This window comes from Streptomyces sp. CAU 1734 (genome assembly GCF_039888735.1).
Taxonomy (GTDB): domain Bacteria; phylum Actinomycetota; class Actinomycetes; order Streptomycetales; family Streptomycetaceae; genus Streptomyces.
This window is the reverse complement of the sequence record NZ_JBDQQP010000005.1, coordinates 99,764-125,844: the sequence shown is the minus strand read 5'-3', so window position 1 is coordinate 125,844 and position 26,081 is coordinate 99,764. Positions and strand designations below refer to the sequence as shown.

27 protein-coding genes, 1 other RNA gene and 1 pseudogene are annotated in these 26,081 nt (G+C 70.7%); 8 read left to right on the top strand and 21 right to left on the bottom strand.

Annotation, left to right across the window (positions count from 1 at the left end):
* Positions 1-179 precede the first annotated feature (179 nt).
* Positions 180-845, bottom strand: a complete 666-nt coding sequence (locus AAFN69_RS11325) for a hypothetical protein (protein WP_347728257.1) — start codon at positions 843-845, stop codon at positions 180-182.
* Between the two features lie 910 nt (positions 846-1,755).
* Between AAFN69_RS11325 and AAFN69_RS11320 the strand changes: the two genes are divergently transcribed.
* Positions 1,756-2,538: a class I SAM-dependent methyltransferase gene (locus AAFN69_RS11320; RefSeq protein ID WP_347728256.1), complete on the top strand. Its 783-nt coding sequence runs from the start codon at positions 1,756-1,758 to the stop codon at positions 2,536-2,538.
* A 179-nt stretch (positions 2,539-2,717) separates the two neighbouring features.
* Here AAFN69_RS11320 and AAFN69_RS11315 read toward each other — a convergent pair whose 3' ends face one another.
* The 5 genes from AAFN69_RS11315 to AAFN69_RS11295 form a co-directional block, all read right to left on the bottom strand.
* The gene (locus AAFN69_RS11315; RefSeq protein WP_347728255.1) at positions 2,718-3,092 is read right to left on the bottom strand and encodes an RNHCP domain-containing protein; all 375 of its coding nucleotides are present in this window, start codon (positions 3,090-3,092) and stop codon (positions 2,718-2,720) included.
* Positions 3,093-3,349: 257 nt separating this feature from the next.
* Positions 3,350-4,597 (bottom strand): XdhC/CoxI family protein, encoded by a 1,248-nt coding sequence (locus AAFN69_RS11310; RefSeq protein WP_347728254.1) that lies wholly within the window; start codon positions 4,595-4,597, stop codon positions 3,350-3,352.
* 49 nt (positions 4,598-4,646) lie between these two features.
* A complete protein-coding gene (locus tag AAFN69_RS11305; RefSeq protein ID WP_347728253.1) occupies positions 4,647-7,031 on the bottom strand; it encodes a molybdopterin cofactor-binding domain-containing protein in 2,385 nt (794 codons plus the stop codon).
* Complete coding sequence (locus AAFN69_RS11300; RefSeq protein ID WP_347728252.1) at positions 7,028-7,654, bottom strand: (2Fe-2S)-binding protein; 627 nt, start codon at positions 7,652-7,654, stop codon at positions 7,028-7,030. Before AAFN69_RS11300 ends, AAFN69_RS11305 begins: the two co-directional genes overlap by 4 nt.
* Positions 7,645-8,529 carry an FAD binding domain-containing protein gene (locus AAFN69_RS11295; RefSeq protein ID WP_347728251.1) on the bottom strand — a complete coding sequence of 295 codons (885 nt, stop codon included), beginning with the start codon at positions 8,527-8,529 and terminating at the stop codon, positions 7,645-7,647. The genes AAFN69_RS11300 and AAFN69_RS11295 overlap by 10 nt, the downstream gene beginning before the upstream one ends.
* Positions 8,530-9,032: 503 nt before the next feature.
* Here AAFN69_RS11295 and AAFN69_RS11290 point away from each other — a divergent pair.
* The 3 genes from AAFN69_RS11290 (at position 9,033) to AAFN69_RS11280 (ending at position 12,177) form a co-directional block, all read left to right on the top strand.
* A complete protein-coding gene (locus AAFN69_RS11290; protein ID WP_347728250.1) occupies positions 9,033-10,718 on the top strand; it encodes a PucR family transcriptional regulator ligand-binding domain-containing protein in 1,686 nt (561 codons plus the stop codon).
* A 320-nt stretch (positions 10,719-11,038) separates the two neighbouring features.
* Entirely contained in the window at positions 11,039-11,227 is a 189-nt protein-coding gene (locus AAFN69_RS11285; protein WP_347728249.1) for a hypothetical protein, read from the top strand.
* 92 nt (positions 11,228-11,319) lie between these two features.
* Positions 11,320-12,177, top strand: coding sequence for a hypothetical protein (locus AAFN69_RS11280; protein WP_347728248.1), 858 nt, complete (start codon positions 11,320-11,322; stop codon positions 12,175-12,177).
* Between the two features lie 102 nt (positions 12,178-12,279).
* On the opposite strand, the gene AAFN69_RS11275 is transcribed toward AAFN69_RS11280, so the two are convergent.
* Complete coding sequence (locus AAFN69_RS11275) at positions 12,280-13,248, bottom strand: GntR family transcriptional regulator (protein WP_347728247.1); 969 nt, start codon at positions 13,246-13,248, stop codon at positions 12,280-12,282.
* A 153-nt stretch (positions 13,249-13,401) separates the two neighbouring features.
* Here AAFN69_RS11275 and AAFN69_RS11270 point away from each other — a divergent pair, with 153 nt between their 5' ends.
* Together AAFN69_RS11270 and AAFN69_RS11265 are read left to right on the top strand one after the other, a co-directional pair.
* The gene (locus AAFN69_RS11270; protein ID WP_347728246.1) at positions 13,402-14,247 is read left to right on the top strand and encodes a (2Fe-2S)-binding protein; all 846 of its coding nucleotides are present in this window, start codon (positions 13,402-13,404) and stop codon (positions 14,245-14,247) included.
* A gap of 233 nt (positions 14,248-14,480) precedes the next feature.
* The gene (locus AAFN69_RS11265; protein ID WP_347728245.1) at positions 14,481-15,575 is read left to right on the top strand and encodes a DUF2637 domain-containing protein; all 1,095 of its coding nucleotides are present in this window, start codon (positions 14,481-14,483) and stop codon (positions 15,573-15,575) included.
* Between the two features lie 43 nt (positions 15,576-15,618).
* Here AAFN69_RS11265 and AAFN69_RS11260 read toward each other — a convergent pair whose 3' ends face one another.
* The 3 genes and pseudogenes from AAFN69_RS11260 to AAFN69_RS11250 form a co-directional block, all read right to left on the bottom strand.
* On the bottom strand, positions 15,619-16,470 hold the full coding sequence (locus AAFN69_RS11260; protein WP_347728244.1) for an ATP-binding protein: 852 nt from the start codon (positions 16,468-16,470) through the stop codon (positions 15,619-15,621).
* A gap of 301 nt (positions 16,471-16,771) precedes the next feature.
* Positions 16,772-17,791: pseudogene (locus AAFN69_RS11255) on the bottom strand (thiamine pyrophosphate-dependent enzyme); the annotation flags it as partial.
* A 226-nt stretch (positions 17,792-18,017) separates the two neighbouring features.
* Complete coding sequence (locus AAFN69_RS11250; protein ID WP_347728243.1) at positions 18,018-18,281, bottom strand: hypothetical protein; 264 nt, start codon at positions 18,279-18,281, stop codon at positions 18,018-18,020.
* 387 nt (positions 18,282-18,668) lie between these two features.
* Here AAFN69_RS11250 and AAFN69_RS11245 point away from each other — a divergent pair, with 387 nt between their 5' ends.
* Both AAFN69_RS11245 and AAFN69_RS11240 read left to right on the top strand, forming a co-directional pair.
* Positions 18,669-19,523 carry a helix-turn-helix transcriptional regulator gene (locus tag AAFN69_RS11245; protein WP_347728242.1) on the top strand — a complete coding sequence of 285 codons (855 nt, stop codon included), beginning with the start codon at positions 18,669-18,671 and terminating at the stop codon, positions 19,521-19,523.
* Positions 19,520-19,723: a DUF397 domain-containing protein gene (locus tag AAFN69_RS11240; RefSeq protein WP_347728241.1), complete on the top strand. Its 204-nt coding sequence runs from the start codon at positions 19,520-19,522 to the stop codon at positions 19,721-19,723. The genes AAFN69_RS11245 and AAFN69_RS11240 overlap by 4 nt, the downstream gene beginning before the upstream one ends.
* Before the next feature lie 290 nt (positions 19,724-20,013).
* Here the strand turns inward: AAFN69_RS11240 and AAFN69_RS11235 are convergent, their stop codons facing one another.
* The 11 genes from AAFN69_RS11235 to AAFN69_RS11185 all read right to left on the bottom strand — a co-directional run bounded on the left by AAFN69_RS11235 (position 20,014) and on the right by AAFN69_RS11185 (position 26,078).
* Entirely contained in the window at positions 20,014-20,226 is a 213-nt protein-coding gene (locus tag AAFN69_RS11235; protein WP_347728240.1) for a hypothetical protein, read from the bottom strand.
* A 103-nt stretch (positions 20,227-20,329) separates the two neighbouring features.
* Positions 20,330-21,142 (bottom strand): hypothetical protein, encoded by an 813-nt coding sequence (locus AAFN69_RS11230; protein WP_347728239.1) that lies wholly within the window; start codon positions 21,140-21,142, stop codon positions 20,330-20,332.
* A gap of 82 nt (positions 21,143-21,224) precedes the next feature.
* Positions 21,225-22,010 (bottom strand): hypothetical protein, encoded by a 786-nt coding sequence (locus AAFN69_RS11225; protein ID WP_347728238.1) that lies wholly within the window; start codon positions 22,008-22,010, stop codon positions 21,225-21,227.
* A 558-nt stretch (positions 22,011-22,568) separates the two neighbouring features.
* On the bottom strand, positions 22,569-22,838 hold the full coding sequence (locus tag AAFN69_RS11220) for a hypothetical protein (RefSeq protein ID WP_347728237.1): 270 nt from the start codon (positions 22,836-22,838) through the stop codon (positions 22,569-22,571).
* An 81-nt stretch (positions 22,839-22,919) separates the two neighbouring features.
* Positions 22,920-23,249: a hypothetical protein gene (locus tag AAFN69_RS11215; protein WP_347728236.1), complete on the bottom strand. Its 330-nt coding sequence runs from the start codon at positions 23,247-23,249 to the stop codon at positions 22,920-22,922.
* A 104-nt stretch (positions 23,250-23,353) separates the two neighbouring features.
* Positions 23,354-23,962, bottom strand: coding sequence for a hypothetical protein (locus AAFN69_RS11210; protein ID WP_347728235.1), 609 nt, complete (start codon positions 23,960-23,962; stop codon positions 23,354-23,356).
* A gap of 10 nt (positions 23,963-23,972) precedes the next feature.
* An RNA gene (locus AAFN69_RS11205) (hammerhead ribozyme type II) lies at positions 23,973-24,036 on the bottom strand.
* Positions 24,035-24,184 carry a hypothetical protein gene (locus AAFN69_RS11200; RefSeq protein ID WP_347728234.1) on the bottom strand — a complete coding sequence of 50 codons (150 nt, stop codon included), beginning with the start codon at positions 24,182-24,184 and terminating at the stop codon, positions 24,035-24,037. Before AAFN69_RS11200 ends, AAFN69_RS11205 begins: the two co-directional genes overlap by 2 nt.
* 171 nt (positions 24,185-24,355) lie before the next feature.
* Positions 24,356-25,054, bottom strand: coding sequence for a hypothetical protein (locus AAFN69_RS11195; protein ID WP_347728233.1), 699 nt, complete (start codon positions 25,052-25,054; stop codon positions 24,356-24,358).
* 152 nt (positions 25,055-25,206) lie between these two features.
* On the bottom strand, positions 25,207-25,530 hold the full coding sequence (locus AAFN69_RS11190; protein WP_347728232.1) for a hypothetical protein: 324 nt from the start codon (positions 25,528-25,530) through the stop codon (positions 25,207-25,209).
* The gene (locus AAFN69_RS11185) at positions 25,527-26,078 is read right to left on the bottom strand and encodes a hypothetical protein (protein ID WP_347728231.1); all 552 of its coding nucleotides are present in this window, start codon (positions 26,076-26,078) and stop codon (positions 25,527-25,529) included. The genes AAFN69_RS11190 and AAFN69_RS11185 overlap by 4 nt, the downstream gene beginning before the upstream one ends.
* Between the last annotated feature and the right edge of the window lie 3 nt (positions 26,079-26,081).

Sequence of the window (26,081 nt, the reverse complement as noted above, 5' to 3'; positions counted from 1 at the left end):
ACAGCCGACTTCATCCCGTGACGGCACCGGCCGTCATGGAGAGGAGTCCCATCAGGGCCGCCGCGGTTCCCGCTCCGGGCCGTCCGTGCGCACGGATTCCGGCCGGCGCGGACCAGGGGCCGCCGGACGGCGCGCGGAAGGCTTTCGCGCCCCCGCTCACCCCCGGCGGACGGGGCCGGTCAGAGCGCCCGCCCCACGGGGACGCGCTCGGCGACGCCCAGCCGGGCGGCCCACTCCAGCGCGGTGGGGAGCCTGGCCTCACGGGGCAGCGGGCTCGGCACCGAGGCGGAGTCCATCAGATCCTTGACCGCCGACTCATTGACCGTGCAGGCGGCCACCCGGGAGACGAAGCGCTCGGCGGCGGCCCGGTCCCGGTAGCCCGCGTCCGCGAAGCTGTCGTAGAGGGACTGGTCGTCGAAGATGCCGGCATAGCCGTCGCAGGACGCCACCAGCCCGTCGTCCTCGACATGGACGGGGTAGGGCGCCCGGTCCCAGCTGCCCTGCTCCCACCAGTAGAGATAGCCGAGCTCATAGCCGTCGTTCAGCTCCCGGAGCCGGTCGAGCGGGAGCCAGCCCGGCGCGTTGACCAGCAGATCGACGGGAGCCTCGCCCCGGTAGGTGGTGTCGCTGCAGTCGACGTCCTGCCCGTAGAACATCGCCCGCCCGTCGGGACGAAGAGCCAGGTTCCAGCCGCCATTGGAATGGAAACAGGACAACTCGCGGTCACCCAGCCGGAATATGGGCCTGGCCGTTCTCGTGACGGAGATCAGTACGAGGACGACTGCACGCTCCCACATCCGCTCGGGCCTGCCCAGCTGCGTGGGAATTACCGGCTCGTTGGTCATTTCCGTCCCTGCTGTCAACGCTACGTATTGCTGACCGAACATTCAGCGCCACCGAACCATACGGCCGGACGAAGCGGCGGCGCCAACGGCGCCCTTGGCGGCGGCTCCGGACCCTCTCCGCCGGACGGCCCCGCCGAACCCTCCCATCAGCGTGCGGAGTTGTGGGGATTCAGTGTCATGGATGGTCATGCGAAACACCAAAGGGTGATGATTCAACAAGTAATCGGGAAACACTTTCCCGTGCGACACCGGGCGGCGGTACGCCCCGGTCAACACCGCCGGGCGGCGGGACCCGGCGCCGCTTCCGGGCGGATCGCCGCCAGGGCCGCGCGCACCGGCGGCCGGAGAACGGCGGGGCACACGGGCGGCGGCCCGTGCCGAGGCGAGGAACCTCTGGTCGGACTCATGGGGGTGAACGTATCCGCAGTGCTCGACCCGGTGTTCGCATTTGCTTACCGTTTACCCGGCCTCCATCTTCCGCCTGGCCGGAATCCAACCGATCGGGACGAAGCGGAAGCTGTCTGTCCAGTAGGGGACACGGAGGTGCCGGGAGAGCCGCCGGCGGGAGCCGGGCGGAGGGGCGCGTCCCGCCGGGGAGCGGCGGTCCCGACCGGTCCGAACTGGATGATTTCTCTCCGGCGCCGTGCCGGCGCGGCGAGGACGGCCGCGGCGGGACCGCGCGGTGCGCTCCGCCTCCGCCGGATGCCGTTTCGCTCCGGCGCACGCCCGGCGCAACCGCGCGCCGCCGCATGCGCCGGGGTACAGAAAGGCCGGATTCCAGTGAACCCCGCTCCCGCGTTCACCCATCCGCGCAAGGGCCGCCGCCGTGCCCGGCCAGCATACGGATGCCCGGCGCGGAATCCCGGCGGCGCGCCGGGCGGCGGGCCCCGGCCCAGTAGGCTGGCGGACGATGTTCACCTCCTCGGGCCCCACCCTCCGCGAACTCGCCGTCCAGGCGCTCTCCTCCGTCGAGCACGGCTACGACCTGCTGGCTCCCCGGTTCAACGAGACCCCGTTCCGCACCCCGGACCGGCTGCTCGAACCGGTGCTGGGGGCGATGCGGCCGCTCGGTCCCTTCCGTTCCGGACTCGATCTGTGCTGCGGCACCGGAGCGGGTGCGGGGGTGCTGCGGGCCCTGTGCACCGAGCGGGTCACCGGGGTCGACTTCAGCGCCGGGATGCTCGGCCGGGCCCGGGCGGCCTTCACGGAGCCTCCCGGGGCGGAGGCCCCTGGGGTGGAGGGGCACGGGGCGGAGGGGCCCGCGCCGGAGCCGGCGCCCCGGATCGGCTGGGTGCGCGCCGACGCGCGCGCTCTGCCCTTCGTGTCGGCCTTCGATCTGGCCGTGAGCTTCGGGGCGTTCGGTCATTTCCTGCCCGCGGAACGCCCTGGCCTCTTCGCGGAGGTGCACCGGTCGCTGCGCCCCGGCGGCCGGTTCGTCTTCCCGCTGCCGGCCCCGCCGCCGGTGGGTTCCCGGCTCTACTGGGCGCTGTGGGGCTTCGACGCGGCGATGCGGGTGCGGAATCTGGTGTGGCACCCGAGCTTTGTCATGTACTACCGCACCTTCAAGCTGACCGGGGTCGTCGCGGAACTGCGGGCGGCCGGATTCTCGGTGGAGCTGCTCCCGGTGGAGGGGCTCGGCCGCCGGGCCGACGGCAGCCCGCGCTGCCGGCTGGTGGTGGCCGGGCGGGCGTGAGCCGCCCGCACGCACGGCAGCACACCCGGAGGCGCCGTGAAAGCACCGTGAAAGCACCCGGGAAGCGCCGGGGCGGCGCCCGGACGCACCGGATCCCGGACCGCCGCCGTGGCGGTCCGGGATCCGGTTCTGGTGCAGCCGTGGTGTGCCGTTACGCCGGGAGACCCGAGCGGGGTGCTTCAGAGCGCGGTGAGGCGCTCCAGCGGGAACGGCGGCTGGGCCAGCGGGCGCACTGCCAGCCTGGTCAGCGGCAGGGCGTTGTCATCGCCCGCCGTGCGGTTGGCGTGGAGCACATCGCAGCGGGTGCAGCGGTGCACGAGCACCCATTCCCCGTCGCCGCGCACCGAGATGGCGAGCGGCTCCATCCTGGCTCCGCAGTCGGCGGCCCGGTCGCCGGGGGTGTCGTCGAGATGACGGCTCCACAGGCAGTTGGGGCAGTGATTGCGGTGGCCGGTGCCGACCGCGGTCATGGGTACATCGAGACCGCAGTGGAGGCAGCGGAACGACTCGGCGCGCGCCTCGGTGCGGGCGCGCCGGGATCTGTTGCGTGACATGGTGGACACGACTCCTGAGGTGATGCGTGGGACGGACGGTCTGCGCCGAAAGCCGCCTCGCATCCGAGGAGTTCACACCGCTGGAGCGGAGGTCCTTCCTCGGAGGAGAGAACGGATCCGCGCGGCCCGGGCCATACAAGCACCACTTTCTGCAGTCGGTCGGGTGGGTCGACACTCCATGAGACCGCGCCGCCCGGCGGCGCGGCAACCGGTTTTCCCGCAGGCCCCGGCGGGCACCGGACCGGGCCGGTCCGGCCTCAGGCGACCGAGCCGACGGGTCCCTGCCCCTCGTGCCGGATCCGCCCCTCGTGACGTATCGGACCGTCGTGGTGGATGGGGGTGTGCGCACCGGTGAGCGGGACCCCGGTGCCGCCGCGGCGGGTGGCGACAATCTCCGCCGCGATGGAGAGCGCGGTCTCCTCCGGCGTACGGGCCCCGAGGTCGAGCCCGATGGGGCTGTGCAGGCGGGCGAGTGCGTCCTCCCCGGCGCCGGCCTCGCGCAGCCGCCGGAGCCGGTCCTCGTGGGTGCGCCGGGAGCCCATCGCCCCGATGTAGGCCACGGGCAGCCGCAGGGCCTCGATGAGCAGGGGGACATCGAACTTGGCGTCATGGGTGAGGACACAGAGCACGGTGCGGTGATCGGTTCCGGTGGCCGCGAGATAGCGGTGCGGCCACTCCACCACGATCTCGTCGGCGTCGGGGAATCGGCCGCGGGTGGCGAAGACCGGCCGGGCGTCGCAGACGGTGACGTGGTAGCCGAGGAATTTGCCCACCCGGGTGAGGGCGGCGGCGTGGTCGATCGCCCCGAAGACGATCATGCGGGGCGGCGGTACGCGTGACTCGACCAGCAGGGTCAGCTCCGGGGTTCCGCAGCGGGTGCCGTCGGCCCCGATGGTGACGGTCCCGGTGCGGCCCGCGTCCAGCAGCGCCCGTGCCTCGTCCGCGACCGCCCGGTCGAGCCGGTCGGCGCCCGGGACGGGCCACGGGATGACGGACCCGCCGCCGGACTCCCGGGGCGCCGGGCCGCCGGGCCGGGCCGTGAGGCTCCCCTCGTACGAGCCGTCGGGGCGTACGAGCAGGGCCCGTCCGAGCACTCCGGCGGGGCCGCCGGCGACCCTGGCGAGGGCGGCCGTCTCGCCCCTGGCCGCGGCGGTCACCGCGGCGGCGAGCACCTTCCCCGAGGCGGGCCCCTCCGGCACGACCGGCGTCACCAGGATGTCGATGAGGCCGCCGCACGACAGGCCCACCGCGAACGCGTCCTCGTCGCTGTACCCGAAGCGCTCCAGCACCGTCGCGCCGTCCGCGAGGGCCTGGCGGCACAGTTCGTACACCGCGCCCTCCACACAGCCGCCGGAGACCGAGCCGATCACCGTGCCCCCGCTGTCCACGGCCAGGGCGGCGCCGGGCTGCCGGGGCGCGCTGCCGGTGACCGCGACCACGGTGGCCACCGCGAAGGCCCGGCCCTGCCCGGCCCACCGCTCCAGCTCCTCGGCGATCTCCAGCATGTCGGCCTCCTCCGGCCTCTTCGACTCGGTGACGGGACAGGACGTGCTCTCAGCCGCCCGTCAGATGTTCCGGGCGGACCGGTGTCCGGTTCAGCTCCAGTCCGGTCGCGTCCCGGATCGCCGCGAGGACGGCCGGGGTGGCGGAGAGCGTGGGCGCCTCACCGACGCCGCGCAGCCCGTACGGGGCGTGATCGTCGGCGAGTTCGAGCACATCGACCGGGATGGCGGGGGTGTCCAGGATGGTGGGGATCAAATAGTCGGTGAAGGACGGATTGCGCACCCGCGCGGTCACCGGGTCCACCACGATCTCCTCCATCACCGCCATGCCGAGCCCCTGGGTGGTGCCGCCCTGGATCTGGCCGGCGACGGAGAGCGGATTGAGCGCCTTGCCGACATCCTGGGCGCAGGCCAGCTCCACGACCTTCACCAGACCGAGCTCGGTGTCCACCTCCACGACGGCGCGGTGGGCGGCGAAGGAGTACTGGACATGGCCGTTGCCCTGGCCGGTGTGCCGGTCGAACGGCTCGGTGGGGCGGTGGCGCCACTCCCGTACCTCCTCGACGGCCTCGTCGCCGAGGACATCGGCGAGGTCGGCCAGCGCCTCGCCGCCGTCGGTGACGACCCTGCCGCCCTCCAGGAGGAGCTCGGCTGTCGCCCAGGCCGGGTGGTACGCGCCGAATTTGCGCCGGCCCAGCTCCAGCACCCTGCTCCGGACCGCCTCGCAGGTGTGCTTGACAGCCCCGCCGGTGACATAGGTCTGCCGGGAGGCGGAGGTACCGCCCGCGGAGCCGATCCGGGTGTCGGCGGGCTGGATGGTGACCTGGGTGACGCCGAGTTCGGTGCGGGCGATCTGCGCGTGGACGGTGATGCCGCCCTGGCCGACCTCGGCCATCGCGGTGTGCACGGTGGCGACCGGCACACCGCCGATCACCTCCATCCGCACCCGGGCGGTGGAGTAGTCGTCGAAGCCCTCGGAGAAGCCGACGTTCTTGATCCCGACCGCGTAGCCGATGCCCCGGACGACTCCCTCGCCGTGGGTGGTGTTGGAGAGCCCGCCGGGCAGGGCGCGCACGTCCGGGGCGCCGCCCGCGGTCTCCCAGGGCCGCTCGGGGGGCAGCGGGCGGGCCTTGACCCGGCGCAGCAGCTCGGCGACCGGCGCCGGGGAGTCCACCCGCTGCCCGGTGGGCATCAGCGTGCCCTGCTCCATGGCGTTGATCCGGCGGAACTCCACCGGGTCCAGGCCCAGTTCCTTCGCGAGCCGGTCCATCTGCGCCTCGTAGGCGAAGCACGCCTGGACCGCGCCGAAGCCGCGCATGGCGCCGCAGGGCGGGTTGTTGGTGTAGAGGGCGAGGGCCTCGATCTCCACGTCCTCGACGGCGTACGGACCGACCGCGAGGGAGGCGGCGTTGCCGACGACGGCCGGGGAGGACGAGGCGTAGGCGCCGCCGTCCAGCACGATGCGGCACTTCACATGGGTGAGCCTGCCGTCCCGGGTCGCGCCGTGCTCGTAGTGGAGCTTCGCGGGGTGGCGGTGGACATGACCGAAGAATGATTCGAACCGGTTGTACACCATCTTGACCGGTTTGCCGGTGCGCAGGGCGAGCAGACAGGCGTGGATCTGCATGGAGAGGTCCTCGCGCCCGCCGAAGGCACCGCCGACGCCGGAGAGGGTCAGCCGGACCTTCTCCTCCGGGAGGCCGAGCACCGGGGCGATCTGGCTCCGGTCCGAGTGGAGCCACTGGGTGGCGACATGGAGATCGACCCCGCCGTCCTCGGCCGGGATGGCGAGCCCGGATTCGGGACCGAGGAATGCCTGGTCCTGCATGCCGAAGACGTACTCGCCGGTCACGACGGTGTCGGCACGGCGGGCGGCGGAGCGGACATCGCCCCGGATCACGGGCTGGCGGTGGAGGATGTTGGGGTGCGGGACCCGGTCGCTGTAGTGGTCGGCCCGGTGTTCGTGGACGAGGACCGCGCCGGGCGCGGTCGCGGACGCCTCGTCGGTGATCACCGGCAGTTCGGCGTAGTCGACCAGGATGCGGGCGGCGGCCCGCCGGGCGGTCTCCGGATGGTCCGCGGCCACGAGGGCGACGGGTTCGCCGTGGTGGCGGACCTTGCCGTGGGCGAGCACCGGTGTGTCGCCGATCTCCAGACCGTAGGTGGTGACATCGGCGGGGAGGTCGTCGTGGGTGAGTACGGCGTGGACCCCGGGGGTGGCGAGGGCGCCGGTGATGTCGATGGAACGGATGAGGGCGTGGGCGACGGTGGAGCGGAGGGTGTGGCCCCAGATCATGTCCTCGTGCCACATGTCGGAGGAGTAGGCGAACTCCCCGGTGACCTTGAGGATGCCGTCGGGCCGGAGGGTGGACTCGCCGATGCCGCCCCGGGTGACGGAGGACTGGGTCAGATCCCCGGGGATTCCGGTGGCGGTCATCGGCCCCGCCCCTCTTCCGGTACGGCGCCGGGCCCGGTGGCCCCCGGCCCGCCGGCGGGCGGTTCCCGACGGGCGGCGGCGAGCCGTACCGCGTCCAGGATCTTCTCGTAGCCGGTGCAGCGGCAGAGATTGCCGGAGAGCGCCTCGCGGATATCCGCGTCGGACGGCTGCGGAATGCGTTCCAGCAGCTCATCGGCGGTGACGAGAAGACCGGGGGTGCAGAAGCCGCACTGGACGGCACCGGCGTCGATGAAGGCCCGCTGGACGGGTGAGAGACCGCCCCGGGGGTCGTGGGCGCTCCACTGCCGCGCGTCCCGGTCCTCCTGGCCGGGGGATGCCGGCCCCGGCCCGGCGCACGGTTCCCCCGCCCGCTGCCGGGCGTGTCCGGCGAGCCCTTCCACGGTGAGGATCTCGCGTCCCTCCGCCTGCCCGGCGGCGACCAGACAGGCACAGACCGCGACTCCGTCGAGCCGGACCGTGCAGGAACCGCATTCGCCCTGCTCACAGGCGTTCTTCGAGCCCGGGAGGCCCATCCGCTCACGCAGTACCCAGAGCAGGCTCTCGCCTTCCCACACATCGTCGGCCTCGTGCCGGCGGCCATTGACCGTGAAACTCACGCGCATGGCGTGCTCCTTCCCCCGCGGTACGACTCCCAGGTCCAGGTCAGGGTGCGGCGGGCCATCACCCCGACGGCGTGGCGGCGGTAGCGGGCGGTGCCGCGCACATCGTCGATCGGCGCGCACCCCGCGGCGGCCAGCCGGCCGAATTCCTTGGCGATCGACGGCGTGATGATCTTCCCGTTCTCCCAGAAGCCGCCGTCGTCGAGGGCCGCGGTGAGGAATTCCTCGGCGGTGACGGCGCGGACCGGGGTGGGGGCCGCCGAGCCGATACCCGTGCGGACGGTCCGGGTGCGGGGGTGCAGCGCGAGGCCGAAGGCGCAGACCGCGATCACCATGGCGTTGCGGGTGCCGACCTTGGAGAACTGCTGCGGCCCGTCCGCCCGGCGGATGTGCACGGCCCTGATCAGCTCGTCGTCGGCGAGCGCGTTCCGCTTCACCCCGGTGTAGAAGGCGTCGATGGGGATGCGGCGGCTGCCGCGCGACGAGGCGACCTCGACCTCGGCGCCCGCGGCCAGCAGCGCGGGGTGGGCGTCCCCGGCCGGGGAGGCGGTGCCGAGATTGCCGCCGACCGAGCCCCGGTTGCGGATCTGCGGGGAGGCCACGGTGTGCGAGGCGAGGGCGAGGCCGGGCAGCTCGGCCCGCAGCCCCTCCATGATGCGGGTGTACGGGACGGAGGCGCCCAGCCGCACGGTGTCCTCGCCCACCTCCCACTCGTACAGATCGGTGATGCGGCTGAGGTCCATGAGGTAGCCGGGTCTGCGGTGGTCGAAATTGATCTCCACCATCACATCGGTACCGCCCGCGATGGGTACGGCGGCGGGGTGGGCCGCCTTGGCCGCGAGCGCGTCCTCCCAGCTCGCGGGCCGGAGGAAGTACATGGGCCCTCATCTCTGCCCGCCGGGTGACGGCGCGGGCGGTGGTCGTCCGGCGGTCGACCCGGTCCGGACCCCAGCCCCCCGGCTCGTGGTCCGGACCGGGGCCCCCCGCCCCGGTCCCGCAGCGGGTCCGGGGCCGGGCGTTCGGCGCCCCACCGGTGCTCTGCGTGCTCTGCGTGCTCTGCGTGCTCTGCGTGCTCTGCGTGCTCTGCGTGCTCGTGGCGTGCGTGCGGTTGTTCCGTCCGGCCATCCGGCGTGTCCGGCGTGTCCCCCGGTGTCCGGCGCGCGAGGGCCGGGCGCCGCCCCCATGCTGCTGGTGCGGTGCCGCTCAGTACACAAGGACACGCCCGTCCGGGTGCAGTCACTGAACCCATGAAGGAATTCGCTGGCCGATACGGTCATCTTGTAGATTCGAACGAAAAGCACGGCTCTGCAACCTCACTGTTTTCCGTCGGAAACGCAGTCGGGCGGCCACGGGGACAACGAGAGAGATCGGCGAGGACGAGATGCGCCTGCGCGCACTGCTGGAGAACGACGCGCTGGGGCTGCGGCTGCTCGGCGGCGAGGACGAGCTGGACCGCGGCGTACGCGGGGTGATGACGACGGATCTGAAGGATCCCAGTCGCTATCTCTCCGGCGGGGAGCTGGTCTTGACCGGTCTGGCCTGGCGCCGTTCGCCCGAGGACTCGGAGCCGTTCGTGCGGATCCTGGCCGGCGCGCAGGTCGCCGCGCTGGCCGCCGGCGAGGCGGAGCTGGGCGATGTGCCCGAGGATCTTGTGGCGGCGTGTTCCCGCCATCGGCTGCCGCTCTTCGCGGTCAATGAGTCCGTTGCGTTCGCGACGATCACCGAATACGTGGTGCGGCAGGTCTCCGGTGAGCGGGCCGGTGATCTCGCGGCGGTCGTGGACCGGCACCGCAGGCTGATGACGTCCGGTCCGGCGGGCGGCGGGCCGGACGCGGTGCTCGATCTGCTCGGCTCCGATCTGGATCTGCGCGCCTGGGTGCTCTCCCCCACCGGCCGGCCGATCGCGGGCGCCGGCCCGGCGCTCCCCGCCGAGGTGAGCACCGCACTGGCCGGCGAACATCTCTCCGCCGTGCGCACCGGGCGGCCCGGCCCCCACCGCGCGACGGTGCGCGGCACGGTCTACTCCCTCTTCCCCGTCCCCGCGCCGGGCGCCGCACCGGGTGATCCCCGGGAGGGTGTGCTCTCGCAGTGGCTCCTCGCGGTCGAGGCGGACGCGGGCGACTGGCCAGCCGAACGACTCGATCTGCTCCAGGGCGTGACCCAGCTGATCGCGGTCGAGCGCGACCGCCGCGAGTCCGCCCGCACGGTGCGCAGACGGCTCGCCCAGGAGGTCCTGGAGCTGATCCAGTCGGGCGCCGCGCCGGCCGAGATCGGTGCCCGGCTGCGGGTGGCCGCGCCGGTGCTGCTGCCGGTGCCGGACGCGGCTCCGCACTGGCAGGTGGTCGTGGCCCGGGTCGACTGGGGGCCGGACGGCACGGAGCTCGCGGCGGGCCCGGCGGCCCAGTCGCTGCTGGAGGAGATCCTGGTCGACCCCTCGGCGGCCGGACCGGACTCCGCCGACCGGATCGCGGTGGCGCACTCGGGCGGCGAGGCGATCGCCCTGGTGCCGCTGCCCGTGCTGCCGGACGCGGCCGGCGCATCGGACGCGGCGGCTCCTTCCGCCTCGGAGCAGGGGCTGCACGCGGACACCCTGCTCGAATCCGTACGGACGCCGCTGTCGGCCGGTCTCGGCGACGACGGCAGGCTGACCATCGGCGTGAGCGCGGCGGTCGCCTCGGCGGAGGGCCTGCGCGGCGCGCTGGAGGAGGCCCGTCACTCCCGCCGGGTGGCGGCGGCCCGGCCCGGCCGCGTCTGCGCGGCGGGCCACCATGAGCTGGCCTCGCATGTGCTGCTGCTGCCGTTCGTCCCCGATGATGTCCGGCGGGCGTTCACGGCGCGGCTGCTCGATCCGCTGCGGGAGTACGACGTCAAACACCGGGCGGAGCTGATCCCGACGCTGGAGGCGTTCCTGGCGAGCGACGGCTCGTGGACCCGGTGCGCGCAGCGGCTCCATCTGCATGTGAACACCCTGCGGTACCGGGTGGGCCGAATCGAACAGCTGACGGGCCGTGATCTGTCGCGGCTGGAGGACAAGCTGGACTTCTTCCTGGCTCTGCGGATGGGCTGACCGAAATCCGGCGGGCCCGGGGGCACCACTCTCCCGGGCGGCCGCCATCGGCCTCTCCGCGCCGGGGAATCGGGGGCCGGGGCGGAGTACGGCTCCGGCCCCGGCGGTACGCCGGGTGCGGCCATCCGCCACCCGGACACCGGGACGGCACGGCGGCACGGGCGGGCTGTGTCCGGCGCGGACGGGCTCCGTCCGGCCCGGCCGCCCGCCCGCACACGGCCCCGGCGCACCCCCGCCCGCCGGAACCGCCGCCCGCGCCGCGGCCGACGGCGGCCCGCCCGCCGGCCCCGGCGCACCCCGCCCCCGTACGCCGCGAGCCGGTGCACGGAACCGACACCGCTCTCATCATCACCCGGCGCGGTGATGGCGAGATCCATACGGTTGACGCCGCCGGTCCGGCCCTCGCGAGCGCGCTCGCGGTGTTCACACCCCCGTGCCGCCGCAACGGCGCGGCGATCTCCTCCGACGGCGTGGCCGATCTTCCCCCGTCGGCGGATGAGAGTTTGTGAAACAATTCACCAGAACCCTTGGCCTGCCGCCCTCATCCATGCTGAGATGCCGTTCTACTCAACAGCTCAATGGCGTGCTCGGGGAGGGCTAAGTGGCGCATACCGCCATGTCTGGTACCGGAACCACCGCAGGTGACGACCCCCTCCAGACCGCGGTATGGCGGCTGCGCTCGCGCGGCTGCTGGACGGATGCGGCGGCCCTGCTCACACCGCTCACCGGGCAGCCCCCGGCGGCGCTGGAGCGGGCCGGGCTCCTGGTCGAGCGATGTCTGTACACCGGTGACGGCTGGCCGGAGGCGGAGGACGCGCTCCGGACGGCGGAGGCCGTGGCGCGCGACGACGAGGAGCGGGGCGGGGCCGCGAGCGAGCGGGGAAGGCTGGCGTACGCCGCGACCCTGCTGGGCGTACGGGACCGGGCGGACGAGGCGCGTTCGGCCCTCGGCCGGGCCGCCGCGCTGCTCTCCCCCGGCTCTCCGGGGCGCCCGCTGCTGGACTTCCGCCGGGGGCTGGTCGCCGAGCACATCGCGGACTCGGCGCAGGCGGCCCGCGCGGCGTACCGGCGGGCCCATGACGGCGCCGCCTCGCACGGGGATCCGCTGCTGCTCTCCTTCACCTGGCTGCACCAGGCCGGACTCGCCCTGCGGGAGGGGGAGCTCACCGAGGCCCGGCACGGTTTCTCCGAAGCCCTGCGGATCCGGGTGGAGTTGGGCTATCTGATCGGTACCGCTCCGGCGCTCGCCTCGCTGGCCGGCTGCGAGCCGGAGCCCGAGGCCGGCAGGCTCCGCGCGGAGGCCGAGCGGCTCTTCCGGCTGCTGGGCGGTGTCCCGGCCTGGTACACGGCCCGCCCCCCGGGCCGCCTCCCGGCCGGCCGCGCCGGCTCCGTACCCGCTCAGGTCCGGCCGGCCGGAAGTCCCCCCGCCGAACCCGAGTCGGCCCACCCCGTCTCCTGACGACGGCCTCCCGGCCACCTGCGCGCGGGGGACGCCGGGTGGCTCACCCGGCGTCCCCCGCGCGTACGTCCCGGCCGCCCTACAGGTCCCCCCGGCGGGCCGTCAGCCGTCCGGGGAGCCGAAGTGGGCGCGGACCAGGCGGCGGACCATCGCGGAGTCGTCGGCGGCGAGGGCGTCGAGCAGTGCCAGGTGTTCGGCCGCGTCGGCCATCAGGTCGGCGCGGTGGACGGCCGGGGAGGCGGTGAGGGGCCACTGGGCGCGGCGGTGGAGATCGTCGGCCACGGTGACCAGCTGGTCGTTGCCGGAGAGGGCGAGGAGGGCCCGGTGGAAGGCGCGGTCGGCCTCCGCGTAGAGGACCCGGTCCCCGGCCGCCGCCGCAGCCATCGTGGCCTCGGCGGACGGGCGCAGTTCCCGCCAGCGGCCGGCGGGCACCGTACGGGCCAGCCGGAGCACGACGGGGGCCTCGATCAGGGCGCGGAGCTCGGCGAGTTCGGCGAGCTCGCGGGGGGTGCGGACGGTGACCCGGAAGCCCCGGTTGGGGACCACCTCCACCGCGCCCTCGGCCGCCAGTTGCTGCATCGCCTCGCGCACGGGGGTTGCGGAGACGCCGAAGCGGTCGCCGAGCGCGGGGGCGGAGTAGACCTCGCCGGGGATCAGGTCCCCGTCGATGAGGGCGGTGCGCAGGGCCTGGAGGATCTGTCCCCGGACCGAGTGCCGCTGGACCGTGCGCGGGCCGGCGCGGTGCGGGGCGCCGGGGCGGGGCGGGTTCGGGACGTCCGGGCGCCCGCCGCCGCGGGGGGATTCGGGGTGCGCGCCGTCCGCGCGCGGTGCCGCGCTCTCCCCGCGCGGACCGCCGGGCCGGGCGCCGCCCGCATACGGGATCGTGCTCTCTCGCGGGCCGCCGGCGCCACGCCCGGACGGCGGTTCGGCGCGGGTGTGCTCGGCCCTGGGATGATCGCCCCGCGACTGTTCCGGCAGGCGCGGCCGGACCCGGCCGGCGGGGCTGACCTGGGACTCCTGCGGCAACGGCTGCGGGGGCCGTGCCGCCGCGCGCGGTCGGGCGTGCTCCACTCGGGTCCTCCTCCGGCCGTACGGCGGGCGCCGGTCGGTGTGCGCCGTGCCCTGCGTGCACGATATGCGTACTGAACCGCAGTTCAAACCTCCATGAGGGTCGGGTAAGGTAAGGCTAACCTGGTAACGATCGCGATTCGGTGGTCCCCGGCAATGACTCTGCCCGTTCTTCTGCCCGGCCTGGCCTCACCCGTGCGGGACGCCTACGCGCGCCTGGCCGAGGCCTTCCCGGCGCTGACCGTGCGCGAGCTGGGATCCGGCGAGTGGGCCCCGTCCGGCGCCGGCTGGGTGCGCGCGGACGAACTGGCCGCCGGCGGCGCGGCGCTCGACGAGTTCCTCGCCTGGGACCGGGCCCAGGTGCTGCGGGACCACGGACAGCCGGGCCGGCCCGGAGTGGTGGCCGGTTTCGGGCTGCACCGCTATGTCTGGCCCGCGTGTCTGCTGATCACGGTCCCGTGGTTTCTGCACCGGCGGGTCCCGGCGCCGGGGCCCGGGGACGTCTCCTTCCAGCGGACGCTGGGGAGGATGGCGGTACGGGTGACGGAGTTCGCCTGCCTGCCGGGCGATCCGGCGGCCCGGCTGCCCGGCGCCCGCGTGGTGGCGGACGAGGAGGCGCTGCGCGGGGAGGTGCGCTCCGCCGTCGCGGCCCACCTCGAACCCCTGCTCCGGGGTTTCGCCCCGAGGATGCGGCGCGGCAACCGGGCTCTGTGGGGCATGGCGACCGACGATCTGGTCGAGGGCCTCTGGTACATCGGGAATCTCCTCGGCGAGGAGCAGCGGGCCATGTCGGAGCTGGAACTGCTGCTGCCCGGCACGCCCAAGCCGTACGTCGGGGCCCCGGGCTTCCGGATGCTGACCGGGCCTCAGGGCGAGCAGCTGCCGACCCGGACGAGGGCGACCTGCTGCTTCTTCTATACACTGCGCCCCGATGACACCTGCATCACCTGCCCTCGCACCTGTGACGAGGACCGAGTGGCGAGACTGCTCCCGGGCACCTGATCCACCGCCCTGGGGCAGTTGTGACGCTCCGGATGTCACGCCCCCCTTAAGGGTGATATAAATCGTACGCAACTCTCACTGCGCGTAATGCAGTTCGAGGGAAACCCACCTATCCGTATGCCGTATGGCCCCATTGGCGTTCTCTTGCCACGAAACCGCCTGGGATCGCCGGGACTTCGGTCACTATGGCGGCCGAAAAGCCCTACCGCGATGCAGATGCAAGGGAAACCAACATGAGAGACATATCGCTGACCTGGCTGCTCCCCGCCATTGTGATGGTCTTGGGAATCCTGGTCGCGGTCGCCGTGCTCGCACGCGGCAAGAAGGCCGCGGCCAAAGCGCAGCCGGACGACTCCTGGGAGCGCACCGAGGAGCGGCGCAGGCGCAAGGAAGCCATATACGGCACGGCGTCCTATGTTCTCCTCTTCTGCTGCGCCGGAGTGGCAGCCGCCCTTTCCTTCCATGGTCTGGTGGGCTTCGGACGACAGAATCTGAACCTCTCCGGGGGTTGGGAGTATCTGGTTCCGTTCGGTCTCGACGGTGCCGCCATGTTCTGTTCGGTCCTGGCCGTGCGCGAGGCGAGCCACGGTGACGCGGCCCTCGGTTCGCGTCTGCTGGTGTGGACGTTCGCGGGTGCGGCGGCCTGGTTCAACTGGGTGCACGCCCCGCGCGGTCTGGACCACGCGGGTGCGCCGCACTTCTTCGCCGGCATGTCGCTGTCGGCCGCGGTGCTCTTCGACCGCGCGCTCAAGCAGACCCGCCGGGCGGCCCTCCGCGAGCAGGGCCTGGTGCCCCGCCCGCTGCCGCAGATCCGGGTGGTCCGCTGGCTGCGGGCCCCTCGCGAGACCTTCAACGCCTGGTCGCTGATGCTCCTCGAAGGCGTCCGCACGCTGGACGAGGCGGTCGAGGAGGTCCGTGAGGACCGGCAGGCGAAGAAGGAGAGCCAGATGCGCTCCCGCGACCAGGCGAAGCTGGACCGGGCGCGGGTGAAGGCCCTCAACCGGCAGCACCGCGCCTGGGGCCGGGGCCGTGTCATGCGCGACCCGGCGCTGCCGGTGCTCGCTTCAGGTGCGAACCCCGGCGGAGGCTCGGGCGGATCCGGGGGGTCGGCACAGGCCCTCCCGGAAGGCTCCGCGCCCGTAGCGGAGCCTGCCATAGAGACGGGAAAATCGCCTCTTCGTACCCGTCACTCTCACCGGTCCCTCGACTCGGGCCTCGGAGTTGAGCCGATCACGGTCGATCTCACCGCCGAGGACGACACACAGGCGCTGCCGCGTCTGGACTCCCTGGAGCGCAAGCTGAAGGATCTGGAGCAGCAGTTCGGCTGAGGCCGGACGGAGAACCGCGATACGAGAGGCCGGCCCGGTCAGTTCACCGGGCCGGCCTTTCGCGTACCTCGAACCAGACCACTTTCCCGGAGTTCAGGGTCCGTACGCCCCAGGAGTCGGCGAGGCTCCGCACCAGCACCAGCCCTCTGCCGTGCACATCGAGAGGGTCCCGCCCCGCGGTGCCGGGCGGATCCGCCACCGGCAGGCCGGGCATGCCGTCCCTGACCTCCACCCGGAGTACGGAGGAGGCGACCGTCGCGGTGACCACCGCGCCGTGGTCGGTGTGGATGAGGGCGTTGGTGACCAGCTCGCTCGCGAGGAGCTGGGCCACGTCCGCCGCGTCGGAGCCCTGCCACTGCCGCAGCATCTCCCGGAGCATCCCGCGCACTTCCGGAACCGACTTCAGATCCGCGCACCCGAGCCGCCGGTACAGGCCCGCGCTCTCGGCGGGGGCGGTGCGCCGCCATCCGTCCTGCCCCGTGAGGCTCCCGGCCGCGGCCCCGAATCCCGCCGTGCCGCGGGCCGTCGGGCCGTTCGGGGTGATGGTGCGGGCCGGCTGGTCGCCCTGGCTCACCCCGTGGGTCATCGGGGCGGCCGGCGGGATGGTGTGCGCCGCCGGAGCGCCCGCCGCCGCGCCGCCGGCCGGGGCGCCCTGGACACCGGGCGGTCCCGGCGCGTTCGAGCCGGCCGGGGTGTTCTGGAGGCCCGGCGGCGCGCCGGCCGTCCGGTCCGTCGGCAATCGCTGGGCCCGCCGCCCGCCGCCGCCCTGGATCCCCGGCGGGCCGCCCGGCCGGCCGCCGCGGTCCCCGCGGTCTCTGTGGTCGCCGTATCCGCCGTATCCGCCGTGGTGGCCCCCGTGACCGCCGGTTCCGGCCCCGCCCTGACGCCCTGTCATCATCCCCGCCCGTACGTCGGATCTCCGTCACGACTGACAGGTGCCCCGGTTCCGTACGCCGGCTTCGCGCCGCGTACCGGTGCACCGCTTCCGTCCGCAGGCCCGCGCAGGGTCCGGATGCTGACCCACGCACTGACTCTGTGTGCCGAAAGCTTTCACGGAGAGCATTGCCCCCACGGAGGGGGAACCACTCCTGTCGACGGGTCAACCACGTACAAGGGCCAGTCATTTCCTCCGAAGACCGGACCCGCTCTACGCCCTTTGCCGGATACGATTGTCGTCTCCAGTACGGCGCTTCCGCTCAGGGCCTCGGCACATTGCGGAGGTTGGAGCGGGCCATCTGGACCATGCGGCCCACACCTCCGTCGAGCACGATCTTGCTCGCGGAGAGCGCGAACCCGGTGACCATCTCGGCGCTGATCCTCGGCGGAATCGAGAGGGCGTTCGGATCGGTGACGACATCCACCAGCGCGGGGCCCTTGTGGCGGAAGGCGTCCCGGAGCGCGCCCGCGAGCTGCCTCGGTTTCTCGACCCGCACCCCGTGGGCTCCCGCCGCACGCGCCACGGCCGCGAAATCCGGATTCACATTCGTGGTGCCGTAGGAGGGAAGTCCCGCGACCAGCATCTCCAGTTCAACCATTCCCAGCGAGGAATTGTTGAAAAGTACGACTTTCACCGGAAGGTCGTACTGGACGAGGGTGAGGAAGTCTCCCATCAGCATGGTGAAACCACCGTCACCCGAGACCGACACCACCTGCCGGCCCCGGTCGATGAATTGCGCGCCGATCGCCTGGGGCAGGGCGTTGGCCATCGAACCATGGCTGAAGGAACCGATGATCCGGCGGCGCCCGTTGGGTGACAGATAACGTGCCGCCCAGACATTGCACATACCGGTGTCGACGGTGAAGACCGCGTCGTCGGCGGCGATCTCGTCCAGGACGGAGGCGACATACTCCGGATGGATCGGCACATGCTTGTCGACCTTGCGGGTGTACGCCTTGATCACGCCCTCCAGCGCGTCGGCGTGCTTCTTCAGCATCTTGTCGAGGAACTTGCGGCGGGACTTGACCCGCACCCGGGGAATCAGACAGCGCAGGGTCTCGCGCACATCACCCCAGATCGCGAGATCGAGCTTGGAGCGGCGGCCGAGGTGCTCGGGCCGCACGTCCACCTGCACGATCTTCACATCGTCGGGGAGGAAGGCGTTGTACGGGAAGTCGGTGCCGAGCAGGATCAGCAGATCGCATTCATGGGTGGCCTCGTAGGCGGCGCCGTATCCGAGCAGTCCGCTCATGCCCACGTCATAGGGATTGTCGTACTCACCATACCAGCGTACGTAGCGCGCAGAGAAAACCCCCGGTCACGGCCTACGTCAGGCTCAACAACCGGGGGCTTGCGAGTGTGCAGGGCACGGGCCGACCTCTACCGCCCCGGCCCTGCACACCCCATCCGCCCGTCGGCCCTGCTAACCGAGCGAGCGGGCTTGTACCGCTCCAGGCGCATGGCGGGGGTGTCTCGCGCCCGGAGCGGCGATCAGTGAGGGAGGACTACTCCCACATGTGCACGCCGCCGATTTCGGCAATCTCGCCGGCGTGCGGCGCGAGGTGCCCGACGTGATCCACGCACCGGACGACGACGTCTGACAGATCGATTCCGCATGCGGATCCGATACTGATCACCAGTTCGTCAGGCAGCCTCCGCAGCGCTCCGCAATCGTCGTCACGGCACGCGTCGGCTATCGACTTTCGGACAGATTCCCCGATCTCAGGGGAGACGGCACGTAATCCGCCATCCGCCACCAGCGCGCTCACCGGATGTGTCCCGACGAGTGCCGGCGAATGCCGATCGCCAGGTCCACGGCGTGCGACGGGTCGTACGCGGGGCTCGTCCGATCCATGGCATGACGCCACAACTGCATTCGCACAGAGCAGCCATCACATCCCGGCACCGGATCCGGCGGTTCTATCTGTCCCGCGGCATCCAGCACGGCGGGCGTCATACGGGCGGACGCAGACGTCGGCATACCAGCTCCTCATCTCTGTCGAGATTCACCCGCTGTGTGCGGGCTGGCACTAGTAGTGTGTAACCGGCGGATCCGAAAATGCAAGTCGAACAACCAAACTGCAAATTTTCACTTTTCACGATCGCCGACTGTGGAAAGCTATGCGTGATGATCAGGGACAGGCAGGAGGGGACCGGTGAGCCATCCCACCGTGAGACGGCGTCGACTCGGGTATGAGCTACGGAGGCTGCGCGAGGCGGCCGGCCTCAAGTTGGAGGACGTACAGAGCCGGACGACGCTCAACGTCGCGAAAGTCTCCAGAATCGAGACGGCCCGATTTGGCGTCAAGGCGGCAGATCTCGAAATCCTGCTCGATCTGTACGACGTGGACGACCCGGGGAAGCGAACGCTTCTGCACACTCTTGCCAAAGACGGCGCCCGCCGCGGGTGGTGGCAGACCTATCGGGACATCATCTCTCCTGAATACGCGGAGCTGATCAGTCTCGAAGCGGATGCCTCCGGAATGCGCACGTATCAGACAACGTTGATACCGGGACTTCTTCAGACCTCCGCGTACGCCCGCGCGACTATCGGAGCCATCAACATCACGTCGACCCGGGAGACAGTGAACGCCCTGGTTGAAGTACGCATGGCCCGTCAAGCGGTTCTGACTCGCCCGAACCCCCTGGAGATGTGGGCGATCATCCACGAGTCGGCACTGCGGACACGCTTGCCCGACAAGCACGCGATGCGGGAGCAGCTTCAGAAACTGTTGGATCTCGCTGAGCTGTCGCACGTGTCGATACAGGTGCTTCCGCTGGACTCTCCGCCGCATCCGGGGTTGGCCGGTCCGTTCGCGGCAATCTCCTTCCCCGAGGCGGGCCCGGATCTGGACGTCGTTCTGTTGGAGCAGTCCACCAGCGCTCTGTATGTTGAGGACGCTCCAGAGGTGGCGATCTACGGCACGGTATTTGACCTCCTGCGGGCCGCCGCGCTGCCGTTCGATGCCTCTGCCGACCTCATTGCTACAACGAAGGACAAGCTGAAATGACCGATGCTCTCTCCCCCGAGCTGACCTGGACCAAGTCCAGCTACAGCGGAGGCACGAACGACTGCGTGGAGGTCGCTCACGGCGTTCCCGGCGCCATGCCCGTGCGTGACTCGAAGAACCCTGCCGGCCCCGCTCTCGTGTTCCCGGCGGGCGCCTGGAGCGCGTTCGTCAGCAACGTGAAGGCCGCTCCGGTCGCCTGATTGGGCGACGCTCCCGGAACGCAAAAGAGCCCCTACCCGAGTTGGGTAGGGGCTCTTCGGATGGTCAAATGCGGATCAGATCAGTGTAGTAGTCCGGTACTCGGCCTGTTCCGTCGCACGCGGAGCACTGTACGACGTCGGGACCCGCGCACAGCGGGCACGCGGGATCCACGTACTCATTCTGGACATGCCCCGTGCCGTGGCAGTCTCCGCACGTCGTCAGGGGCTCAGGCGATCGGCTCATGGAGAGCAGTATCCCGCGAGAGACCTGACGTCAGGGCGAAAACAGGTCATTCGTCCCGGTGCGCCTTCAGCAGCGCCGCCAGATCCCGCACACCTCGCGCACCCAGTGGGTACTCGATGCCCGCCTCCCGCAGCGCGTCGTTGACGGCGCCCAGCTCCAGGCGGAGGCGAGCGGCTTCGGACGTACCGGACTCCGCTTCGTCTGCCGCGCGATGCGCGGCGTCCGCCAGGCTCCGAGTGGTCTCCGGAGTGAACTCCATGCTCGTGAATCGATCATCGCTGATGAACCGCACAGAGGATCCGAATCTGTCGACGCTGATCCCCTCGCCGTGGACATCCTGAAATCTTGGCAACGCTGTCTCCTCACACACTCACAGGCCGGCGCGGCTGTTCGGCCCGGCACTGTTTCAGGTCGACGCGGACCGTCCCGCTCTTCGGACCCGGGTACTTCGTCACTTTCCCATTGTTGGCCCATCCACGGACGGTTTCCGGGGCAACGCCAAGTGCCGTGGCAGCCTCCGTGTAGGAGACGAGGACGGGCTCCTGAGTGCCCTTCACAGGCCCTTTCGGGGGACGCTTCGGCCTCGTCCCCCGGAGCGTCCATGAACGGCTCCTCAACGGGATCCTGCGGCGTTCCCGCCAGTGCCTTGCGCGGCTCGTCGGGGAGTCCCACGGGTGGGTTGCTGTGGAGGACGTGAGCGGTGTCTCAGCGAGTGCTTCACTCGGCTCGTCGGGCAACTCCACGGGCGGATCAATGTGGAGAACGTGGGCCGCGACGAGGGGCGGCACCGCAGACACCGCGACCACCACCCACAGCATTGACCCGTACGTCTCCGCCGTGATGACGTGCCATGTGATCTGAGCGGCCGTCGCAAGGGCCAGGGCGAGGAGCGCGCCGACGGACGCGTTGCGGCTGCGTCGCCGCGCTTCCTTCTCCACGGGAGTGCCTATCGCACGGCGCATGACGTCACGCTGTGCCTTGGATATTGACGCGCCTATGGCGGCGTACAGGCTCAGCACGGCGGGCATGAGCCACGCCACGGCCGGCTCCCATCCGACCATGCGGGCCAGGGCGTACTCCCCCGGCGCGGAGAGGGCGAGTGCGGCGTAGAGAACGGCGGACTGTCCGTATCTTCGGGCCGTCTGGGCGGCCCACGAGGACGGTGAGGTGGTCATTCTGGAGCTCCCTCAGTGCTGTGCGAGACTTCGAGGGAGCCCCCGCTATTACGAGTAGCGGGGGCTCGTTGTGTGGTGTTGATCAGGCGTTGGCCAGCGCGCGGTACGACTCCTGCGCAAGGCAGTTGCGGCACGTGAGGGCGCCCCGTGTGGCCATGTAGCGGGTGCCGCCCGAGTCCTGTCCGCCGGTACGGCACGCCGGCCACGCCTCGTCGGTCATGCCGCTGTACGGCCGGTTGGTGTGGACGGCGCCACCCCGGACCGACACGCACCGCTCGGGCTCGACGTCGGCCGGTGCCGGGTAGAACGCCTGGATCGCGTCCACCGCCTCCTCCAGGGTGGCGAAGAACCCGACGTGGCCGTTCCGATTGCCCGCCTTCAGCGACCACGCGGCGAACCCTCCGCGGCTCATACCGGCGGCCGACTCGTCCAGGACGACCCCCGCGTAGTCGCGGTTTCGCCACACGATGGTCTCGCTCGCCTTGTCCGGGTTGGGGAGGACGACGAACTCATCGTCGGCCGCGTCCTGGACCGCCTGCGGAAGGGGCTCTTCGTCATCAACGCTTGACGCGATGGGCTGGCGCTGCTCAACGCACCATGTGTGCGGGCACTCCTCTCCAATCTCCTTGGGGTGCCCGTGCTCGCATGTGTCGAAGGTGCCGGGTGCGTACCACTCCGCAGTCATTCGCCCGCTCCCCACACCGACCTCATCGGCGAAGTCGACAATCCGGCGCATGTAGTCGAGCGCCGACTCTTCGTTGCCCTGATGGCGCCCCTTGTCGACACCATTGACGTAGTAGCGCACGTACCCGTAATCGCTGCCCTTCACGGTCTTGAGCTTCCGCCCCTTGTACGTCGCGTGCTTCATGTCCGCCTCCTGCACTAGTCCCTTGCGATGGATCCAGTGTGACACAGTTGTGTCGTCCAACACAAGACACTCACGCTAGTCGCCTAGCGTGGCCCCTCCAGCTCCGGCGGGCTCCATTCCCCCGCAGGCACCGTGACCGTCAGATACACCCTCGTCCGCCCGGGATCCCTCCGGGACGGGTACAGCCGCGGAGACGGCCGGCCGGGCAGGGAGGCGCTGATCTGAGCGGCCAGGGCGGGGGCGAGGTGATCGGGTGCGATGATACGGATCTCCACGACGTCGGAGTCGTCAGGAGCGGTTCGGCGGGCGGGGAGACGGGTCATGAGGTTGCTCCTCGTGTGGGGTTCTCCGACGTCAGCGCGTCCATGAGTGCGTCAGCGACGGCAGTGGAGTACCCGTAGGCGATCAGGGCGTGACGGATGACCGGGCGGGCCGACGGAAGTACTGCTCCTCCGACGTCGACGGATCCGGTGAGTCGCCTCCAGGCGTCGCAGATGATGGCGCGGCATTCGGATGTGCAGGATTCAGTGCAGTGGTCTCGGACGCAGGGAGGGAGGGTCACGACGTCTTCTCCTTCGCGGACTTCAGTTCGTCTGCCCGGTCGGCGCCGGCCACGAGTGCAGCAGCGAGCGTGCGCGCGTCGGCGGGCGACAGTTCGTGAGGCTCGTACTCGTCGGGGTCCTCCAGGTACACCACTCCGTCCGTCCACGTCAGGCTCCCGCTCCAGTGCCCCCTACGGACGGCACGGGAGGCGACGAAGACCGTCAGCGTGCCTCCGATGTCGGACGCTACGACCTCCAGGCCGGGGATGTTCTCGAAGTCGGACATGGCTACTCCCTCTGTCGGATGTGTGTTGCGCTGAGTACCCCGGGTGGCCTGCGACGGCTGTACCGCTGAACGGTGCCGGTGCTACCAGTGACGATCGCCAACACGGTCCCACGCCTCTTCGAGCGTCAGCCGGCCGCGTTCGTCAAGGCGGGTACCGGTGGCATCGTGGATGACGTTCGGGGTGTCGCTGAACAGTCGTCCGAAGATCTCCTGTGCGGTGTCGGCGTCGCACTCCTGACACAGCCTGGAGGGGCGAAGACCGGATGACGTGAGTACAGCCTTCCGGGTGCAGTACTTCAGATCCTTCACCCAGTAGTTGTCACCAAATCCGAAGTTCCAGGGCTTCCGGCTGTAGTCGTAAATGATTCGCGCGTTCTCGCACAGTCCGCCGCGCCATCCTGCGTAGCCCATCGTTCCCCCCACGGTGTCGAACTGCTGAGTGCCCCGTCGCGGATTCGAGCCGCGCGCCCTGGCGCTGGGGGCGCCGGTGGGCTTGCCTATGCGGGGCGGGTGGATCAGGCACTGCGGACGAGTTCGCCGTTGCGGCGCCAACCCATCAGCGACCACGTCAGCCCCGCGTCGCGGCGGACGCTGCAAATTGGGTGGTGGCAGCGCTCTCCCGTGATGCTGTCGAACCCGGTGCACGACAGACACCAGTCGGAGACGGTCGAAGAAACCCGAGCTTCTTCGGAGTTGAGTGCGTCATCCCGCACCAGCGCGGCGCGCAGCGTGGCGGAGACCCCGCTGCCGTCACAGTTCCGACCGGCGTCGTATGTACCCATACTGTGCAGGGTCACGGTCTGCGCGTCCGTGATCTCCACGACCTTCAAGCACGCGCGACACCTGGTGAAGTACAGGCGATCCGCCGTGTCTCGGTCCCAATGACGCGACCATGCAATTTCGCCGACCTGCGGGGCTGACGCCGGGTCAAACGAGTCGTACTCTCCGACGGTGTCCGGAACGGCCCGCCAGTCGTGAACAAGGTCACCACCCTTCAGCGTCAGGCGCCAGACGCGCACGCGGTAGGGGGCGGCCTCGAACCAGAAGGTGCGTCCGTTGACGGTGCGCGCCCAGTTCGTCGCCTTGCCAACGCTGTTCAGGGGCCTCCGCGTTGAAATGTCCATCTCTCCTCCTAGTGGCCTGCCTCATCAGCGCGGGGAGGCCATGCCCCGCGGACGCCCCGGAGGGCGTTTCGGCTAGTAGATCTGCGTGAAGTACTGCTGTGGGTAGTCATACGCCGGGACGTAGCCGGTAGGCGCCTCTTCGTCGCAGATCCGGCAGTATCCGTCGCTGTGGTCGTCCGGCCGCTCCACGAAGGAACGCGCGCACTGCCGACAGGTGCTCACGAACTCTTGCCGGATCCGGACGCTCGTCGCAGGTACATGCGGGTTGGTGCTTCCCATGGCTTGGCTCCTATGCGCTTTCGTGAGTCCCTTGCGATGAATCCAGTGTGACACAGTTGTGTCGTCCAACACAAGACACTCACGCTAGTCGACTAGCGTGGCCCGCCGGCCCGACTATGCGGCGTCAGCGGCAGGGCGAAGCGCCGCCATCTCCGCGAGTGCCTTGTCAGCGTGCGAGGTCGCCCACCAGAAGCGCTTCCCCGACGCCGCAAGCTCACGGAAGTGGATGTATCGACACAGGGCCGACGTGTAGGGGTCGCCGGTAAGTTCTTCCGGTGTCTGCGTCCAGTCGACGCCCGACAGCTCCGACGTCGCAACCTCCCGGGCCCGACGCTTTGTCTTGAACACAGCACCCATGTGACCACCCTCCGGCTTCTCCTCCGTGGCGGACGAGAGAATGTACAGCGCCCATCCCTTGGCGCCAAACGCACGCAGATCCAGGCCCGGAAGAACCTCGTCGGCGGCGCGCGACACCCCCAGCGACTCCGCAGCCTCCGGCGTCATATAGGCGTCCGGGCCGACCTTGATCATGTAGTCCGGCACCTCACCTGTGAAGCGCGGCTTGGGGTGCGGTTTCTTGGCGGTGGCGTGGTCGGTATGTTCGGGCATACGCGTGGCGGCGCGGGCCTTCGTGGCCGCCAGCTCATCGTTGAACGTCTTCGACAGGTGCGCGGTGCGCATCGCGATCAGAGCCTCGCGGACGCCGGCAGTGTGGTCCTTCTCCATGCGCGCCACAGTGCTCGTGAGATCGGTCCGGATGATGTTTTCGACGCCGCCGACACGGATCAGGGTCTCTCGGTAGTTGTCCGACATGGCCACTCCCTTGACATTGAGCGAGCTGACCTCCACCGGAGCAGTCCCCGCCTTGCGAGTAGCGGGGACCGTCCGGTTTGGCGCTAGTCCCTTGCGATGAATCCAGTGTGACACAGTTGTGTCGTCCAACACAAGACACTCACGCTAGTCGACTAGCGTGGCGCCGTCTCGTCGTCCCCGCCGGCCAGGAAGTGGGCCATGGCGACTACGTCGGCGCCCGTGTGGTCGGTGCCGGTCAAGAGCTCTCGCGCGCGGGTGACGAGGGTTTCTCGGGAAGTGTCAGCGTTGGGCTCGATGTGTTCAACGCTGTGGACCCAATCGGCATGCGGTCGGCCGTGTATGCGCACTTCGAAGGGATACGCGCTGTCTTCGGGATCCAGGGCCACCACAGTTCCGGTCGCACCGTCAAGCTGCCCGGGGTCGTGCCTGTACTCGCGCTGGACGCGTACCCAGTCCCCCACCTTGATCCCGCTCACGCGTCCTCCCCCACCAGGAACCGGGCGACGGAGATGAGGCGAGCGATGTCATCGTCACCGACAAGATCCCGGGCCTTGCGGAGGGCGTCGAAGCGATTCAGGGGCGGAGGGGCGGCAGACCCGTCGACAGGCTCGCTCACCTTGGCGACTTCCTTGCACCACCAGGTGCCGTCAGCGGCTCCATGATCTCCGAGGCCGAACCGAACGAGGTACGGAAGCCCACGTCCGGGATCCTTCCGGGTGATCAGTCCTTCCCGTCCGATGAATCGCTCAGACAATGTGGGTGCGATCGGATCCGCAACGACCACCCGAACCCGGTCGCCCACTCGCGGCTCCTCCCCCGCCTCCGCCGGCGACTCGTCGGCCTTCACGCCGTCCGCCTCGTCACACAGGGCGAGGATGCGGCGGGCGAACCCGCGGGCGGTGGCGCGGCTCGCGTACACGTCGCTACCGTCAGCCGGCGGAATGAACTGAACGTCACCACCCATCGACGCCAGGACAGTCAAGGTGTCGTCGGGGTCGTGCTTGCACTGAATCCGGCAGGTCATGCT